Annotated in this window: 12 protein-coding genes; 11 read left to right on the forward strand and 1 reads right to left on the reverse strand. The window is 39.9% G+C overall.

Features of this window, described 5'->3' with window-relative positions:
- Positions 1-3: 3 nt before the first annotated feature.
- On the reverse strand, positions 4-2,922 hold the full coding sequence (locus EOO49_RS08700) for a SusC/RagA family TonB-linked outer membrane protein (RefSeq protein ID WP_290844714.1): 2,919 nt from the start codon (positions 2,920-2,922) through the stop codon (positions 4-6).
- Between the two features lie 626 nt (positions 2,923-3,548).
- Between EOO49_RS08700 and EOO49_RS08705 the strand changes: the two genes are divergently transcribed.
- The 11 genes from EOO49_RS08705 (at position 3,549) to EOO49_RS08755 (ending at position 18,057) form a co-directional block, all read left to right on the forward strand.
- Complete coding sequence (locus EOO49_RS08705; RefSeq protein ID WP_290844715.1) at positions 3,549-3,791, forward strand: helix-turn-helix transcriptional regulator; 243 nt, start codon at positions 3,549-3,551, stop codon at positions 3,789-3,791.
- A 524-nt stretch (positions 3,792-4,315) separates the two neighbouring features.
- Positions 4,316-5,581, forward strand: coding sequence for a GTPase-associated system all-helical protein GASH (locus tag EOO49_RS08710; RefSeq protein WP_290844716.1), 1,266 nt, complete (start codon positions 4,316-4,318; stop codon positions 5,579-5,581).
- Position 5,582: 1 nt separating this feature from the next.
- Positions 5,583-6,548 (forward strand): hypothetical protein, encoded by a 966-nt coding sequence (locus tag EOO49_RS08715; protein WP_290844718.1) that lies wholly within the window; start codon positions 5,583-5,585, stop codon positions 6,546-6,548.
- A 2-nt stretch (positions 6,549-6,550) separates the two neighbouring features.
- On the forward strand, positions 6,551-7,402 hold the full coding sequence (locus EOO49_RS08720; protein WP_290844720.1) for a hypothetical protein: 852 nt from the start codon (positions 6,551-6,553) through the stop codon (positions 7,400-7,402).
- Position 7,403: 1 nt separating this feature from the next.
- Positions 7,404-9,923, forward strand: a complete 2,520-nt coding sequence (locus tag EOO49_RS08725) for a hypothetical protein (RefSeq protein WP_290844722.1) — start codon at positions 7,404-7,406, stop codon at positions 9,921-9,923.
- Complete coding sequence (locus EOO49_RS08730; protein WP_290844724.1) at positions 9,920-10,933, forward strand: hypothetical protein; 1,014 nt, start codon at positions 9,920-9,922, stop codon at positions 10,931-10,933. The genes EOO49_RS08725 and EOO49_RS08730 overlap by 4 nt, the downstream gene beginning before the upstream one ends.
- Positions 10,934-11,454: 521 nt before the next feature.
- Entirely contained in the window at positions 11,455-12,423 is a 969-nt protein-coding gene (locus tag EOO49_RS08735; RefSeq protein ID WP_290844726.1) for a hypothetical protein, read from the forward strand.
- 212 nt (positions 12,424-12,635) lie between these two features.
- On the forward strand, positions 12,636-13,064 hold the full coding sequence (locus EOO49_RS08740) for a hypothetical protein (protein WP_290844728.1): 429 nt from the start codon (positions 12,636-12,638) through the stop codon (positions 13,062-13,064).
- 119 nt (positions 13,065-13,183) lie between these two features.
- Positions 13,184-15,028 (forward strand): AIPR family protein, encoded by a 1,845-nt coding sequence (locus EOO49_RS08745; RefSeq protein ID WP_290844730.1) that lies wholly within the window; start codon positions 13,184-13,186, stop codon positions 15,026-15,028.
- A gap of 253 nt (positions 15,029-15,281) precedes the next feature.
- The gene (locus tag EOO49_RS08750) at positions 15,282-16,754 is read left to right on the forward strand and encodes a hypothetical protein (protein ID WP_290844732.1); all 1,473 of its coding nucleotides are present in this window, start codon (positions 15,282-15,284) and stop codon (positions 16,752-16,754) included.
- Positions 16,755-17,598: 844 nt separating this feature from the next.
- On the forward strand, positions 17,599-18,057 hold the full coding sequence (locus EOO49_RS08755) for a hypothetical protein (protein ID WP_290844735.1): 459 nt from the start codon (positions 17,599-17,601) through the stop codon (positions 18,055-18,057).
- Positions 18,058-18,112 lie beyond the last annotated feature (55 nt).

Raw genomic sequence — 18,112 nt, forward strand, 5'->3', positions numbered from 1 at the left:
TTATTAAAGTGTGAGGTTAAGTCCCGCAGTGAACACGCGCAAAGGCGGCGTGAATCCTAGTGTGCGGAATTCGGGATCGGCTCCTTTGTAAGAGGTTAAAGTGAGCACGTTTTGCCCTTGTAGTGAAACGCGGCAGCCTACGCTACCCGTCCATCGTTTGGGAACGTCATAGGTCAATGACACATTCTTGAGCCTTATGTAGGAAGCATCGCTTATGGCCGCATCACTGGCAATGAAACGCGAGAAAGGAACATTCGTGGCCGGGTTCGCACCTGCCGTCAGAATTTGATATGGCGCGTCGTCTCCCGCTTGTGACCAATGGTTGACCACCTCGGCGGGTTGGTTGCTCATTGTTCCGGGACGCCCGAACATTGCTTTGGAATTGTAGTTTTCCTGTTTCACGAACTGGAAAAGGAAATCGAGTTGTACGGGTCCATATCGAATCTGGTTCTGTATTCCTCCAAAAAATTTCGGGTTCAGGTCTTTTATGGTCTGCCTGTCGTCAGGAGCGGAAATTATCCCGTCGCCGTTCACGTCCGCAAAGGTATAGATGCCCGTTTGCGGATCGAGTCCCGTATACTTGAACACCTTTACGATGTTGAGCGGCTGCCCAATTACGTATTGGTTCACGTAGCTTGTACTTTCAAGCCCCGGAAACGAGAGCAGCTTGTTTTTCGAAGTGGAAAAATTGATGTCTGTCGTCCACGAGAACTTATCACGCTTTATGTTGATTGTCCTAAGCGTAAGTTCAACGCCGCTGTTCTCGACCTCGGCACCCAAATTGGCTTGCAACGAATTGAATCCCGTGGTGGCCGGAAGCGGGATTCCCACGAGTTGGTTGGACGAGCGGTTGCGATACCATGCCCAAGTCAAGAAAATTCGGTCGTTCAGCACGCCCGTCTCGAGTGCGATCTCGAGTTTCTTGTTTTCTTCCCACCCGAAATCAGGGTTATAGAGCCGCGTTGGCTGCAGGCCTATGATACCTTCGTATGTAATGCCCGTGGTAGAAAAGGTATTCAGGAACTGGTAGTTGCCAATCTGGTCGTTACCGGTTGTGCCGTAACTTGCGCGAAGCTTGCCAAAACTTAGGAAAGCATTATCCCGTAACCATTGCTCGTTCGAGAATATCCAAGCTGCGCCTACGGCACCAAAGTTGGCGAACTGCCTGCCCGGACCAAAACGGCTCGAACCGTCTCGCCTTCCTGTAAAATTCACGATAAACCGCTTGTCCCAATTGAGGTTGGCTCTGCCAAAAATCGCTTGGTACTTGTACTCAGATTCGTTGTCCAGCATAACCTGCGTATAGGATGCCGCCGCAAGATTATAGATCAGGCTGTTCGAGGGAAACCCGCTTCCCATTAGTGCCAGTTGGCCATTGTCCTGCTTTTGGAAAGTGCTTCCGGCCAAGAGTTCAAGACGGGCTTTTCCCAAATTCCTTTTCCAATCCAGTTGCGGCTCCACGATCCAGGACTGCCTTTCGGTGCGGCTCACGAAAATCGAGGAAAAGCTCGGTGTGAAATTGAACGATGGATTGTAGATTGTAGAGGGTGTCGTGTTCCTCTCCTTATGATTCAAACTCGTATAGCCCAAATTCACCTTGGCCTGAAAACCTAACGGCAAACGATAGGACAAGACCATGTTCGAAACTAGGTCGTTCGACTTGGCAAGCGACTTCCCGTATTGCGATGCCAAAGGATTGGTAAAGGTGTTATTTTCCCAATTCAGTTCGCCATCTCCAGTGTACAAGGCTGGCGCATTTGGCGGTGTACTCATGGCGGCGGCCGTTAGGTCGCGAGACGGTTGGTCGTTATCTTGCAAAGTGTAACCCGCAGAAAAGTTCACGTTGAAATCACCGTCTGTCGAGGTGTGGTTAAGATTTACGCGAATGTTTCCTTTTTTGTAAGCAAAGTCTCCCGGAAATACCGTTGTTTCCTTGTTGAAGTTTCCGCTTATCATAAATTGCGTATACTCGCTGCCACCTGAAAGCGAGGAACTGAGATTCGTGATCTCGGCAGTGCCGCCCAACAATTCCTTTTGCCAGTCCGTGTATCTATTTTGATCCCACGTTCCGTTGATGTCATAAGCGATCGCAGGAATTGTCGTAAAGCCGTCATTGGTAAAGGCCTCGGCGCGCATGGCCAAGTACTGCTCTGTATTCATGAGCTTCATAAATCTTGTCACCTCCCCTATCCCTTTAGACATGTTGGCCGTGAATGTCGTCTTGCCCTTTTTGCCTTTTTTTGTGGTCACGAGCACCACGCCGTTCGCGCCTCTCGAACCGTAGATCGCGGTCGCATCAGCGTCCTTAAGTACCTCAAGACTCTCGATGTCGCCTGGGTTCAGGTTGTTGAGCGGACTGGTCGTCGTGGGGTGTATCGTGTTGCTTTGAACATAGCCGATGGATTCTGACGAATACGGCACTCCATCGATAATGTATAGCGGCGCGTTACCGTCAGCCCTCAGGCTGTTAATCCCCCTAATCTGCAAATTGAAACCACCTCCTGGCGTTCCCGTGGTTTGGGTGATGTTGACACCTGCAAGCCTTCCCTGCATGGCGGCCAAAGTATTGCTTACCGGTTGGGTAGCAATTTCCTTGCTAGAAATTTTGGCAATACTGCCCGTGCGCTCGCTTTCCTTCACATTGTAGTACCCGGCATTTACCGTCACTTCCTGCAAAGCGGTAACATCTTCCTCAAGATTGATTACCAACGGCTCGTAATTTCGTACCGTTAGTTCCTGGGTCTTGTAGCCTACGTAGGTAATCACTAACGTATCATCGGTAGTTGCCGCGATACTGAAATTTCCCATGTTGTCTGTAATGGTAGTGGCTGTCTTGCCTTTTACAGCGATTGTGACTCCGGATAGCGCGCCCTGGTTGTCGGTCACCATTCCCATGAGGATTTGTTGGGTCGCTTGTTGCAAGCCTTTTGGTGGTGGTAAGCGCCATTCTAAAGCGGATGCGCTTGCATGTTCCGCTACGCTCAGCGACAACAATAGCAGTGCCGCCCTACGCAATGAAAAGTTTTTCATACTTTGGTAAGGTTAAATGAAACGTTTGTTTTGTTTTTCGCTTGGCTCTCTATCTGTTTTGGACGACGTGGTAGAGGGCTTTTTTTTCACTCACGCGCAATGATTTTTGGTCACGAAATCGATTGCGAACAGTAAATAGTTTTTAGTTTTTGGTCATAGGCATTTCCAGTTTAATTGGGTTAGTGCAATTAAATGAGCCTACGCGGTGTGGTATTAAAAAGGCGTGGGACTCAGCTTATCGCATCAGTGGCACTGGTATACCCGCACGCAAATAAGTGAGCCCACGCCCGGGTCGTGAGCAGGTCACTTATCCTCTTGCGTGCATAAAAATTACCAGTTTTCTGATGCAAGATTCAAAGCGAATGCTTCAATTTTTAGTATGAAGAATCGCAAAAATATTTAATTCGGTGCAAAGTCAACGACCTAACGCATTCGAATTGTGCGAATATAGCAAATCAAATTGTTTTGTTATAAGTTCTTATAACATTTTTTTCTTCAATTTTTACGCTTTTTGTTTTATGGTCAAACCAAAAGACATAAGGCTAATTCAATTTGGTGCTCACGTCAGAAGCATCCGAAAAGGTTTGAATTTAAGTCAAGATGAGGTTGCTGCCAGAACTAACTTAACAAAGAGCAATTTGAGTGAAATTGAACGGGGGAATAGAAATCTTGCGTTTACGACGCTTTTGGAAATTGCAAAAGGTTTAGATGTAGAACCGAAAAAGTTGTTAGATTTTAAAATCGATCTAGGAATGGATTAGTAAGATGCTGAGAGGCATCTTTTTTGTTTTATAAAACTTTTATAACGCTCATATTTTTGGGGTTATGGTTTCCCGTAATTGTTCATGTCTTTTTATAATAAATTTGAATCGTTACATATTAATAATAAATATCATGGCACTTAAACCAGGACCTAAAAGAATCGCAGACTCATCCGGTAAACCAGACAGAAGGCAACGATAACAAGTCAACACCAGGCAATACTCCCCCCTAGAAGCCGCCTGTACGTATGAAAAAATGAAATATTAAAAAAAAGATGTTGAAAGGCATCTTTTCATTTAGAAAATTATTGTTTCAGTCAAATCAAATTGCCTTTTAAAATTTGAATGCCAAATTGACAGTTCCTAAATATTACAAATGTTTTATTAAAAAATGTTAGGAAATTATGGCAGTTTCATTTTAAAGGCACAGATTATGTCATTATCGCAAACGTTAGCTTAAATTTCTGTGCATTTCTCGAAGGCGACAATTATAAAACTATTTTTTTTAGCAAACATAACAATATATGGAAAGTAAATTACTTCAGCCATTCCTTCAAGCTGGTCTGTTGGATATTGGTGACAATGACGAGAGACTGGAACATATTACCAAATCGATCGAGAATTTGCGTGCAAAATTGATTGCAGACAAAAAAGTTCTTATTTCGTATACCTTAGTCGCCCTGGATCCGCAAATTACAGATACCGAACAAGTTTTGGTCGACACAGAAACAGTGGTATCAAACCATTGGAAAGCGCTCCGCTCAAAATTTACCGAGAGACCTATACCGTTGCTCCGCGCAGTCATTCTCAACGCTCTTTATGATATTGCTGCAGAAGACCCCAAAATTGCAAGGATTATTTATTTAACAGCCACGAACTTTTATCCGTTTGCCAAATTGGGAAGGGAGAAAGCAATCGTCGAGCAAATTTTGTATGAACTTGGAGAAACTGCTGAAAAAGATGCCGTCAAAGAGTGGTCGCTTGAATCGGCACAACCTGAATTGAAAATACCTACCCTGAAGGTTAGCGGTTTGAAATTTGAAAAAACTAAAGTAGATTCCAAAAGGTTGACATCAGCCCTTTTAGTTGCTGCGCAAAATGACCCATCTGGTCATGGGCCAGAACACGGAGGAAGATCGAGTTGGTCTCAACACTTTTCAGAAAAGGCAAGTGAGGCCATACGAATTGCTGTAGAACATTCATTTGATGAATTTAGCAAATCGCTTACGCCAATTTCTCTTGAAACGCCTATAAATAAGTTTTTTACAGATTTTAAGGCTTCGCTTGATAATACACTTAAAGCATCCTTTACATCTATTGAAGCCGTCGAGCGGAGAAGCAAATTATTGTGGTGGAAGGAAACTATGTATTCGACATCTCTGGGAAATAGCTACCGAACCACTAATAAATTCATCCAGCCATTTGTTATGGCTCATGATTTATATCAGCAATTACCAGCCATTGTGCCGGTAAGTGTTGATTTTTTGCTCCGAGACACATTCTTGGCCGTGGAAAAATCAGCGGATGAAAAGATGACTTTTAAGGAACTTTTAAAGTCCTTGGATATAAAAGACAACAAATCCCAGTTGGCTCACCATCTTGATGATGCCGAGCCTTCCGAAAACCGCATTTCAATTACCAATTATTTGCGTTTAGTTGTTCACGGCAAGGCAACTACCAAGATGTTAAAACAGTATACGGGTATTGATGAATCCGAAACAATTTCTCTGAACGACATCGCCGTTATGTTGCTACATGATTTAATGGCAGAGTACTTAACAACACGATAAGATGGCTGGAAATTGTAGCAGGGAAGATTGCTATCCCGAAGAAACGGGATGTAACCACGAAGGATGCGATATTCTTTCAGAGTGTAAATTTTATAAAAAGACGGGCGAGGCCAATTCTGATCAAACCCAAAGCGAAACAGATGCTGAATCGTACTTGCGAGTACCTTGGACTGGCAACTCAGTTGGATTACAGGATTTGAACTTTTTGTCGGCAACATCTAAAATTACTATCATAGGTATAACAGGTGTCGCCAGCGCAGGAAAGACAACTTATTTGGCCACACTCTATTGCTTGTTGCGAAACGGGCGTACGATCGGCGACTACCATTTTGCGGGGTCCCTTACATTGAGTGGCTGGGAAAATCTATCTTGGTATCTGAGCTGGAAAGAGAAAAATAGCATTCAATTCCCACCACACACAAGTAGTAATTCTGGTCGAATCCCAGGGCTATTGCATCTATCGTTGCGAAATGGTGCAGGAGAAAAAAAGGAATTGATATTTACGGATGCTCCCGGCGAATGGTTCGACAGTTGGGCCTTTAACCAGAATGATCCAAATGCCGCTGGAGCTGTATGGATCCATAAAAATGCCGATGGTTTCCTTTTATTTTCTGACTGCGAATTACTCTCTGGTGAAGAATTGGGAAAATCGCGAAAGCAAATTAAAATGGTAGCCGATAGAATTAAGCAAAATTTGAGCGAACGCCCGTTTGGATTAATTTGGTCAAAATCTGACATTCCCCTCGACGACGAGATAGTCGAACAGATTTCAGGATATATACGCAATTCTCCAATTTCGAACTACCTGGAATTTAAGACGAGTGTCCGCGAAGGTGACGACTCCATTTTCCATAATAATATTCTTAAAAGCATTTCATGGATTTTAGAAGTGCTTTCGAAGGAATCTAACATTATGCCACCAGTTGGCCACCACAACCCATCGGATATGTTCCTTTCAAAGCGATAAATATGTCAGAAAATAAAAATAATATTTTGATTATTGGAGGTCCAAATGTGGGTAAAACGCATTTTGGAGGTCAGCTTTACGGCAGATTACAAGCCCGGTCAGACTTTTACAAAATTGTGTCACCTCCTGAAAACTTAAGTATCTTCAAGGAGGTTTTGGAAGCCTTAAACGACGGAAGGGCTGCAGATCACACCAACGTAAATTTAAATGAAATTCTTGAATTAGAGGTCGAAGATACAACTGGGGAAAAAATCTCTTTCAACTTCCCGGATTACGGGGGTGAACAAATTAAGGCCATGGTGAGTGATCGCCGTGTTGGCAAGTCATGGAAAGACCAGATTGAAAAGAGTGACTCGTGGATGCTCTTTATTCGGTTAGATGAGATTGTCCCCTTAGAAGACATAATAAATCGTGGGATTCCCGACGTGAAAGTGCTCGCTGAAAGAAATAAAACCGCAACTGCAATCCTTGAACTTTCCGACGCTGCTCACTATGCCGAACTGATGCAAATTCTGTTGTATGCAAAAAAAGTGCCTACCCGCCAGAAAATTGTAGTTCCTAAATTAACGGTTGTCTTGTCTTGCTATGATTTAATGGAGGAGCAGGCAAAAGGAAAGTTGCCAAAACAATTGCTTGAAGAAAAACTGCCATTATTTTGGAACTATTTATCACATGTTTGGCAACCTGATGCATTAGCCGTGATTGGTTTATCAGCAACCGAAAAAACGCTTGACAAAAAAAATATAGATAAAGATTTTGTTAAACGTGGGCCCGAAAAATTTGGTTATATCATAACGAACGACGGCAAAAAAGAATCCGATTTAACGCTTGCCATAGCATCATTCCTTCAATAATATGCAGATACGTGTTGAGCAAGCCTTTTATGGCGACGTAGGAAAATCGCATGCTTGCATAGTCTCGACGATCAGTGAGCCTTCTTTAAACTCATTTTTAACAGCCTTTACGGACCGACCTGGTGCACTGTCGGCAGGAATTGTACTCGAACCATATTTATCGGCTGCAGCATCACACGGAAAATATATTCTAACCAAAACGTATCCCGATTTGAATGCCGCCCGCGGCGGCATGGTTTTCACACATGCGCTGATTATCGATTTAGATGACTTGGTTAACATTAAAAACTTAACAGACTTGTTGAGTTTTCTGGCTCCCGAGATTTCGAATAGCCGGAAGCTGGAGGCATTGTTACTTGAGCCTTCTGCAACCTCAAAAAAGGATATCGATACAAGCTTTCCTCGTTATGCCCAAGATACATTACAGAAAATATTAGAAGGTGAGCATCCAGTCATCTTCGCCGGAAATCTCTCTTCATTCGAAGATATGCTAACAACAATTTGGGCCGGATTGCCGACAGGCCTAAAAAAGAACTTTTCTTTTACTACTGGGTTTTCCACAACGGCTATAGATAGATCAAAGACAATCATTTACTTCCAGGAAAATTTAAGATCCTTACTTAAAAATGTGGATCACGTCGACGACCAAAACAAAGAAAAAATTCAAATTATCTCAGAAATTGAGCGATTCATTCTGTTTAAGAATGACGAAAATGCTTTTGAAGAATTTGTCAAAGAGCTAAACGTGGATTTTAAGGATTGGTCAATCGTTGCACCTACTGTAAAAGCCTTCCAACTTTATCAAAGTATTGATTCAGGTTTACAACAAGATGAATTGAGATTGCTGCTGCGAAATGTGGCAAAAATATCTCCGAAAAGCGATACTGGTATTCGCATAAAAAAGGCAATTCTTGATAATCTCGCCGGATCAATCTCAAATAATGATAAAAGTAACATCAAAAGTCTCAAAAACCTACCGCTTGAATCCTTCACAAATGGCTCGGTAACCTTAGATTCTGCAATTCAAAAGTATCTTGCGACAAACTTTAATAGCGAAGTGAATTTTGACGCAGGATCGGCAGCAGATCTAGTCGTCCTTAGTAAAGGCGATACCGGTACTTGGTGGACAACCTCGGTAAAAAGTGGACTTTCGACGGTACTTAAAACAATGACTTCGGGTTGCTCAAACAATGTATGGCAGCTCCTAGAGAACTTCGATATTTGCAGGATTGAATTGCTTTCTTATATACCTTCAACAAGAAATAACGAACAAATCCTATTCGATGCGATACCGAGTACGATTAATATTGCTGCAGCAGAAAAGGTGGCAAATGGCATTAAAGGAAAAAAGTGGTATTCGCTTTACGCCAGGTTGTTATTAAGGTATTTGCCAATCGAACAAGCTTTAAAAAAGCAATTGGCATATGAACGAAGCACCGGTGAAAATTGCTTCGAAGGGACTTTGTCGGTATGTGAGAAATTCGATGATACGAAACTACTAACAGCGGCATTGGAAGATCAAGGCGACTTGTTGTGCGGCGTCTATGCAGACCGTTCGGTCAAAAAACCATCGTTATTAAATTCCTTGGATACCACCAATCCGATTTGGCTTAATATATGGTCACTGAGCTTGAAGCAAACTTCAAATCTACCGCACGGAATAGACAATCTTAAATCTGCAGTCGAAGACGTTATCGGTTTCATTGCCAAAGGACAAGCAATTCCACAAAATATTTTATCCCTGATCTCAGACAGCCAATTTTCGGATTTATCCGATTTTCCAAATCGCGGAAATCTCTGGAAAAACATGCCTGATTTATACATCGAAAAATTTATGCGGTCAACGGTCAATGGCTGCATGGACAAGATGCTTTTAGGCAATTTAGCTGTATCTAATTTAGAAATCGAAATTCTGGAAGTATTAAGAAGCGAACTATACGTTACCGAATTTTTAAGTAATAATAGATCAAATATAGGCGCTGTTCTTACTTTGTATTCCAACATAAACGGTTTAAAAGACTCGTTTCTATCGGATTTTATCAACTATTATGGTGGTGAGATAAGTGATTTACAGTCGTCCGCACTGGGCGATCTTATACTTACTAGACAATTTAAAAGCGCAGCATGGCAGGTTTTTGAAAAGGCAAAGCGCTATTCTTCGTTTAAAATTGCCTTGAACAAATGCAAATCCATAGTAAGGTTAGACTTTTATGATACTTTAATGCACGGACATCTTATAGGCGAAAAAGTGTCAGTGGAGTCGTTATATTCAGAAATGCTGTCTAAAGCATTATCCCTATATCCTGAAGGACCTGACCACAGTGATATTTGGAAACGAGCCGGAGGTGATTCTGGGAAGTTCACCAATCATAAATCTCGAGAAGATAATTGGCGTTTTGGAATAACGCTTCTTAAAAATGGCGGCGGCGGTGACGTAACCGTTGGGTCATTATTAGAAGTGATGATCGCTGATTATCCACAAAATACGGAACTTAATGAACTAAAAAAATACATCAAATGACAAAAATATTGATTATGACGGCATTGAGTCTAGAATTCGATGCCGTAAAAAAATATCTTATAGACCTGGAGCCAGTCGTTCACCCTTCGACTGGATCAATGTACAATTCCGGGTATTATATATTTGATAATGAGTCATATCCCATCTTGCTGGTAGAGGCAGGAGCTGGAAACGTCCGTGCAGCGGATGAAACTGGTAGGGCGATTGAGTACTTTAAACCTGACTATACTTTTTTTGTAGGGGTAGCAGGGGGAATCAAGGATGTCAAGCTTGGGGACGTGGTCGCGTCATCAAAAGTAATTGGGTTTGAATTCGGAAAAGATGATATCGAATTTAAACCTCGATTCGATACGGTGCCGTCTTCTTACGTTTTAGAACAAATTTCAAAGCATGTAAAGCGGGAAAATGTTTGGACGCAAAATATAGACGGAGAATCAAAACCCAATGCCTTTGTTCAGCCAATCGCCGCTGGTGAGAAAGTTGTTTCATCAATACGGGCTACATCGTTCACGAATATAAAAAAATACTGTAGCGAGGCTGTTGCAGTAGATATGGAAGGAAATGGCTTTTTGATAGCCGCAAGACCATACACAGCTCAAGGAATCGAAATTCGCGGAATTTCTGATTTAATTGAAAATAAAGAAGAATCTGATGCAAATGGCTCACAGCCCGCGGCGGCGGCAAATGCTGCGGCATTCACATTCGAAATGATTAATACTCTTAAATTACATAGGTCACTTGAAACAGAGACAGAATCTGAGAGTTTTAAGAAGAAGCTAGTGGATGAGTTAGTCAAATTTTACCCACAAGGTCCTGAACAAGATAACGTATGGTCTAGAGCAGGAGGCGATGTCTCGATTTTCGTTAATTCTTCTAATAGAAGATCCCAATGGTATACTGGAGTCGAAAAGCTTACTTTAGGCGGAGGGGGAAGATTCATTACTTTAACTTCTCTAATAAATGAAGTTAAAAGCGACTACCCAAATGTAATTGATGATATCTTTAGTTGAAAGTTGTCGAACGCGGAAACTGGCTTATTTGTAAGAGGTAACTCGTCGAACATTTACTCTAGCAGCATAATCTTTATGTACAATCAAACTCTATTTTCAAAATTTGATAGACTTTTGTCCAATTTTTTTTCGGCATGGTATACAATAAGCAAACTTTTGATCTCTCTGGAGGTCGAGTGTACGTACAAAGAAGAACATTATTCAGTTCGTGACAACGGCTCAGTATTCAGATATCAGCGAGGATCTAGATTTCGACCATTAGATAATCAATAGACTTTCGGAAAATTTAATGAGAAATCAAGCTACCTAGAAATTGCTTCTGTACCTGTACATAGAATTGTAACATCAGCATATCACGGTGGGGCGCCTACGAGGGAACATGTCGTAGACCATATAGATACAATAGACAAAATAACAGGCCTTCCAATCTTAGATGGCTTGAGTGGAGTGGCGGGGATTCAATTGACGATTATTGCTAATCGACACATGGTCCTTTTTTTGAAAAGAAACAATTTTGAACAATGAACAAAGCTCAAATCAAAAGGAAGAAAATTTTCGATGCATATTCAGGGCAGTTACACAATCTTGTGGAAGCAGGATTGTACAATGTTAAGTTGATTTATGATCAAACTTATATTTGCCCAATTTGTTTTAATCAATTTTCGGAGAAAGGTTTAGATACATCTGAGAAAATATTTCTGACGCTCGAAGATGCACCTCCAAAATCTCTTGGGGGCAAATCGAACACATTAACTTGCAGCAAATGTAATAATGAGGCCGGTCACGCGATAGATTTTCACTTGGTTGAACGACTGAGCGATATGGACGTCACATCCTTTTTGCCAAATACAGGATCACGAGCTACAGTGACACATAAAGGCATTACAGTAAATGGGATAGTAAATGTAGGCGACAATGGGATAATCACAATAACTCATTTAGAGACTACTAACAATCCAGTTAATTTAAAAGACTACATCAATACTACAGGGAAAGATGATCTTCCATATTTGGAGTTCCCTACTTCACGAGTCGATTTTCGTAAGTTTGAGATTGCGCTACTCAAAACAGCATACATACTTGCGTTCGAAAAATTTGGCTATTCCTTGATACTAAGCAACGCTTTTGACATTGTAAGAGAACAAATACAGAATCCGTCTGAGCAAATTTATCCGGAAGGATTTTGGACTAGGCAATCAATATTTAACCGCTCAAACGAAGGAGTTTACTTCATTACGACTAAGGAATTTGAAGGCTTTCAAGCAATTTTTATATTAGATACAGGAGTTCAGGAATCAGGGTATGGCGTTTATCTACCGGTATCATTAAAAACAACTCTGGAGGTCATTGAAAAATTGAAAATCCAAGAACCGGGATTTGCGCTGAGCCTTGTATCATATAATCACTTAGATTATTTAACCGACGAGAAAAGCCAAAAACAATGTGCGGACTTTATGAAAATGAAAAATAGTTACAATACTACTTTATAACTTTCTAAGTTTTTAAAAAGTCAATGACTTTATTATGGGTTTTTAGAAGCGTTCGTTTACTATTATGCTCAATGCGATATTGCTCCTCATCATAGAAGTTGTAAAGTTCTGCTTGAGTTGGAAAAAGAATAAAGGCAGCCCATTCGCCTAGACATTTGATAATGAATTATTTCCTAAGACATATATTCACTCGTGTTCCTTACCTTAGCAAAATGGATGATTTTTCGAAAGCAATTACCGAGAAGCAGTTAGCGCTTATCAGGGAACAAATGCGCCTTGGCGTCGCCTCCATGTACATTTGGACAGATCCAGAAACCCGACAGACAAGATATGTCACCGGATATTATCATGAGATAACCAAACACTTCGACGACCTTTCTTTTTATTGGCTGGCACTTGGTGCCAAGTATAGAGGCGTAAGCTACCAAAAGGATGTCACGCTTGCTCCATCGCTACATGTACCCGAACTTTGTTTTTTCAAGTTTGTTTTATCTCCCGAACATCTATTTGATGGTTTGACGGTCGAGGCTGATCCTGTTGCAACCTTCTTCGACTATTCTCTTGACGTTAGTTCTGAGTTGCTTGTGGTTTGTGTTCATTTTACTGATGAGCATAACTGGCCGGGGAGTTTTAGGAATTAAAATGTATTTTAGAGTGTTGGAGCTTGGATGTTGGTAATAGCATTATAATTGCAGAATACTTTGCTTACATTTAAGTTACCTGCGATGCTTAAAAAAACACACCCTATAAAAGAAACATTATGAGCCTGAAAATTTTATTAGAAGATCAAATCCAAAAGTTGTTTAAAGATAATCCTGAACTTAATCTTGTAAAGAAAAATCAATTTGAGGTTGCTGTTTCCTCTTTCGTAAATGTACGGCACTTGCACGGTCTGGAATACGATGATTTAATTGATGGAATAATGGGTGAAGGCGGTGACGAAGGGATTGATTTATGCTACGTATTTTGCAATGGAAGTCTTGTCAAAGACGAAGAGCATCCAATTAACAAGGAAAGCATTGTGAAAGTTAAATTTTTTCAAGTGAAAAAAGAAGACGGCTTTTCCACTGACGGTTTCAGGAAATTTAAAGAAGGAATAGAAGAAATTTTCAATTTGGATATTGAATTAGAAAAACTTCAAAAAATCGGTGCGAATCAAGACATCGTCGATATGGCGGAGTTGATTAGAAAAGTGTTTAGAAAAGCGAGAACGGAACGAGCGAAATTTTCATGCGAAGTATTTTATATAACCGTTTCGACTGATTCAAACGTTTCTGAGAAAATAAAGCATTTGGAAGATGAATTGTCTAAAAATAGTCTTGCAATCCCTTTTGAATTTAATTATTGGGGCGCGCAAAAACTATTAGATTTAAATAATCAAACTGACGAATTAATTGAAATCAAATTTGATTCTCAACCACTTAATATCTCTGAAAAAGATGTTGACACTGCTGGATTTGCTGGATTTGTAAATGGTAACGATTTACTCGCGACGTTAATTGATAAAGAAGATAATTTCAAAACTCATCTAACCGACGGTAATGTTAGGTTTTTTCTTGGAGAAGATAAAAAAATTAATTCATCCATTATCGATACAGCTTTGGATGAAAGCAAATCTTCGACGTTTTGGGCAATGAACAATGGTTTAACAATTATTGGAGACTCAATTTCTCCACTAGAATCCAAAAGCTATAGTGTAAAAAATCCACAAATCGTCAATGGTTGTCAGACTGTTCACTGTCTTTATTACGCTTTTTCAAAAGATGGTAAAAATTTACTACCAGCTTCTTTGAAAGTTTTTGTAAAATTGGTGAAGACAGAAAATCCAGATATTCAATCAGATATTATCAGTGCTACTAATTCACAAAATCCCGTAAAAGCGGCGAGTTTAAAGGCTAATGATAACATCCAGCGTAATATTGAAAAACATCTTATAGAGGCCGGAATTTATTACGAGCGTCGCGATAATTTTTATAAGCGTCAGGGCATAACGGGAAACAAAGTAATCGGGCTTCTAAAAATGGCTCAGATTACTCATACTGTCGTTAATAAGGAATCTGTAGTTGCTGTTAATGATACTACAACGTTATTTGACACCGAAACAAAATACAATTCCATTTTTAACGACAAGGCAGATTATGATCTGTATAAATTTTCTACAATTCTCTATCAAAAAATTTGGTCTATAAAAAATTCAGATATGAGGGTAAATGATTATCCCAACGAAACAAAAGACTTAATTTCAAAAGGAGGATTTGTATTTTTACATTTGATGAGCTCAATTCTATTGAGTGAGGCTGTATATAAAGATAACGCAGGAGAAAAAGCTTCAACTCTCGTTAAGCCATTTGTAATTGAAACACCGGCAAGAAAAAATGAATTCACTAAAAGGAAAACTTCTCTTTTCAAGGATTTAGTAGACGACAGTGTATTGGAGGAGTACTATAAATTAGCCAAAGAAATATTCTTCCTCTCAGCAGAAGAATACGCAAAAAATAGTGGGAAAACTAAAAATAGCTTGTTTAAATTCAGAAATTTTGACAAAGACTACCTTCGCCCGCAAATCGAAAAGTATTATTCATCCAAACGTGAAGTAAAGGTATAACACTGCAGGTAACCGCCGCTAACCGCCCTTGCTGGGTTTCAGGTAAAATGAAACGCTTTCTTGTAAAGCAATAAACTAAGAATTTTCTGCTTTTTCAAGCCGGAAATATTAATTATTTTACTTTCGTCCGCATCCGGCAGAGATTACTTTCTTCTAATACCAGCAACGCTCGGTTAGCGGCCAAACGTTATTTGCAATTCCTAAAAAGAATTGAGTTCAAGAATTTATTACATTTACAAAAAAACACTCCGCAATGTTACAACAACTTGGCTTAGAATTTACTGACGAAAATATCCAAAAACTGTTTGGTTTTGAAGACGCTGAAAGCGAATCCATAGAACGTCTACGAGAATACTATTTCAAAAATGAAACTTTTAAAAGAGTTGCAGCGGACTTGCCTATTAGAGTGTTAGTTGGACACAAAGGAATCGGAAAATCTGCCTTGTTTAAAGTCTCAATGGCAGAAGATTCTGAAAAGGGCAACCTTCCAATTTTGATAAAACCAGATGATATTGCTGAAATTGGAATAAAAGATGAAAATTTTCTTTTGAGAATTAGACAATGGAAATACGGTCTAACCAAAATTATTGGTTCGAAAGTTTTTGCAGAGTTTGGGATTACTGATAATAAAGTTATAAACAAGCTCTCGAATTTCAGTCTTAAGCTTATAAATTATGTCACTGAATCAGTTACCGTTGCTAATGAGAATGTAAACTTATCGCCCACACAAAAGTTATTGATGGAGAACTATCTCAAATCCAAAAAAATCATAGTTTATATTGATGACTTAGATCGAGGCTGGGAAGGTAAGAAGGACGATATAAGCAGACTCTCGGCTCTATTGAATTCAGTCCGAGATCTTGCAAGCGATAATCCCGGTTTAAGCTTTAAAATTTCTCTACGCTCCGATGTTTATTTTTTGGTTAGAACATCGGACGAGTCGACCGATAAAATCGAAGGAAATGTTGTATGGTATAGTTGGGATAACCATGAAATTTTGATAATGCTGATTATCAGAATACTCACATTTTTTAACAAACCATATTCAGAGGCTAATCTTAGACAAACTCCACAATATCATCTTGGCTTTTTGCTGGATGATATTATGGAAGCAAAATTTCAGGGATATGGAAAATGGGAAAACAAACCGATGTATAAAATTTTAATGTCTTTGATTAGAAAGCGACCGCGAGATCTAGTCAAGTTGTGTACATTAGCAGCTCGGGAAGCTTTTAAATCAAATTCAAATTTTATAAAAACTGAACATTTTCAAAGTATTTTTGAAGAGTATTCGCAGGGCCGTATTCAAGATACTATTAATGAATACAGAACTGAACTTCCATTGATTGAAAAGCTAATTTTTGGAATGAAGCCAACAAAAAAAGCTAACAGTACGTTTTCTGACAGTTTTATTTTTACAACTTCAGAGTTACGCCAAAAACTTACAAATATCATTCAGCAAAATCGGTTCATTTTCGCTAATGGCAAGGTCGCGACAGCACCTGATTTGGCACATTTTTTATATAAAATCAATTTTCTTACGGCGCGAAAGGTATTAGAAGAAGGTGAAATTGATAGAAAATATTTTGAAGAAAACAGGTATTTATCTAGCGCTACAGCAGATTTCGGCTATGACTGGGAGATTCACCCTGCTTACCGTTGGGCGCTACAACCCGATACAATCGAAGATATTTTTAATAGACTTTCATTGAGTTCGGATAAATAGAACAGCACATAACCGCAGTTGATCGCCATTACTGGGTTTTGGGAGAAATCAATTGCTTCTAACCCAAGCCGCAAAACTATGAATTTTTCAAACTTTCCAAGTTACAAAAATTTAAAAGTTTTGTTACCCTCGCAGTAACGGCGAGCACAATCTTCGTAAGCTAGTAGCGATCGGTTAGCAGCCCTACGCTCTAACTACATTGACATGCTAAACACAAAACTCAGTGATTGCGATGCGATCAAAAATTAACCGCTATATCGTCTTCTATACCTTTTTTGTATATTTTCTGGTAATCATTCTTCTACCAATTAAATATAACGGCATTCCATTTGGTGCCCATCCGATCATCGCATTATCGATTTACGGCTTGATAATCCTGCTACCAATTTCTTTACTACTAATAGTTGCATCAGACATAATCGACAAGCGTTATAAAATACTAGCAAAAAACGTAGTGATCGTCTTTCTACTATTTTTATTGGCGCTCGGGATAAAAAAATATTTTCTTGATCCCTACGTTTATGCAAAATCGGAAACGTCGAAAGAAACCGAAGCTGCACGCCCGCGGGAAACCCAAAACTAAAAATCTTACAGCCTACCACAGCGCATCTTCAGCTATCGCGGGTTACTTTGCTAATACTCGGCATAGCGTATCATCTCCGAAAAGCCGTAACAGACATAATGCGCGAAGCGTTACAAAAACGCACAAAAGTAAATCTCGTACGAAAATCATCTTTTTGATCCTGGCAACATATAGTCGTTTTATGCGTTTAAATCGGTCTTAAAGCCAACAGGGACTCAGCCGACATAAAATCTTTTTATGAACATCAAGTAATAAACACCGATGAAAAAATTCCTAATAACCCTGATTATTTTAGCAACGGTTTCCACCTTTGGACAAACAGATCCTGCATTAACCGGGAAGTGGAAAACCATTGAAGCAAGCGACAGTACTTTCCATGTCCGGAATGACACCATCACGTTTCCCAAGTCTTACAAACCTTACAGCGGCGCAGCTTTACAAGACAAGCGTGCCGGCATCCTTATGGATTATGCCAAAAACATTTTTGTTTTCACACCCGACAACGGATTTCAACTTTTCTTAACGGAAGACCCACGAACGCTAAATATTAATGGCAAATACAAGATCTCCGAAAAAGGAAAACTGCTCTTGAAGGTGACCTATAATCCAAAAATGGAAATAGAGAAACGCGCAGAATATTTTTTCAAAGATGGCAAATTGCACTTGAAAATGCATGCCGAGCGACAGGAAGGAGTCGATTATGTGCTGGAGAAGATTTAATGAGGAAATGCGACAATTTAGGTAATGTGCGAACATCGTTTAGCGCTGTTCGTAT

Source organism: Flavobacterium sp. (assembly GCF_004295795.1).
Classification (GTDB): domain Bacteria; phylum Bacteroidota; class Bacteroidia; order Flavobacteriales; family Flavobacteriaceae; genus Flavobacterium.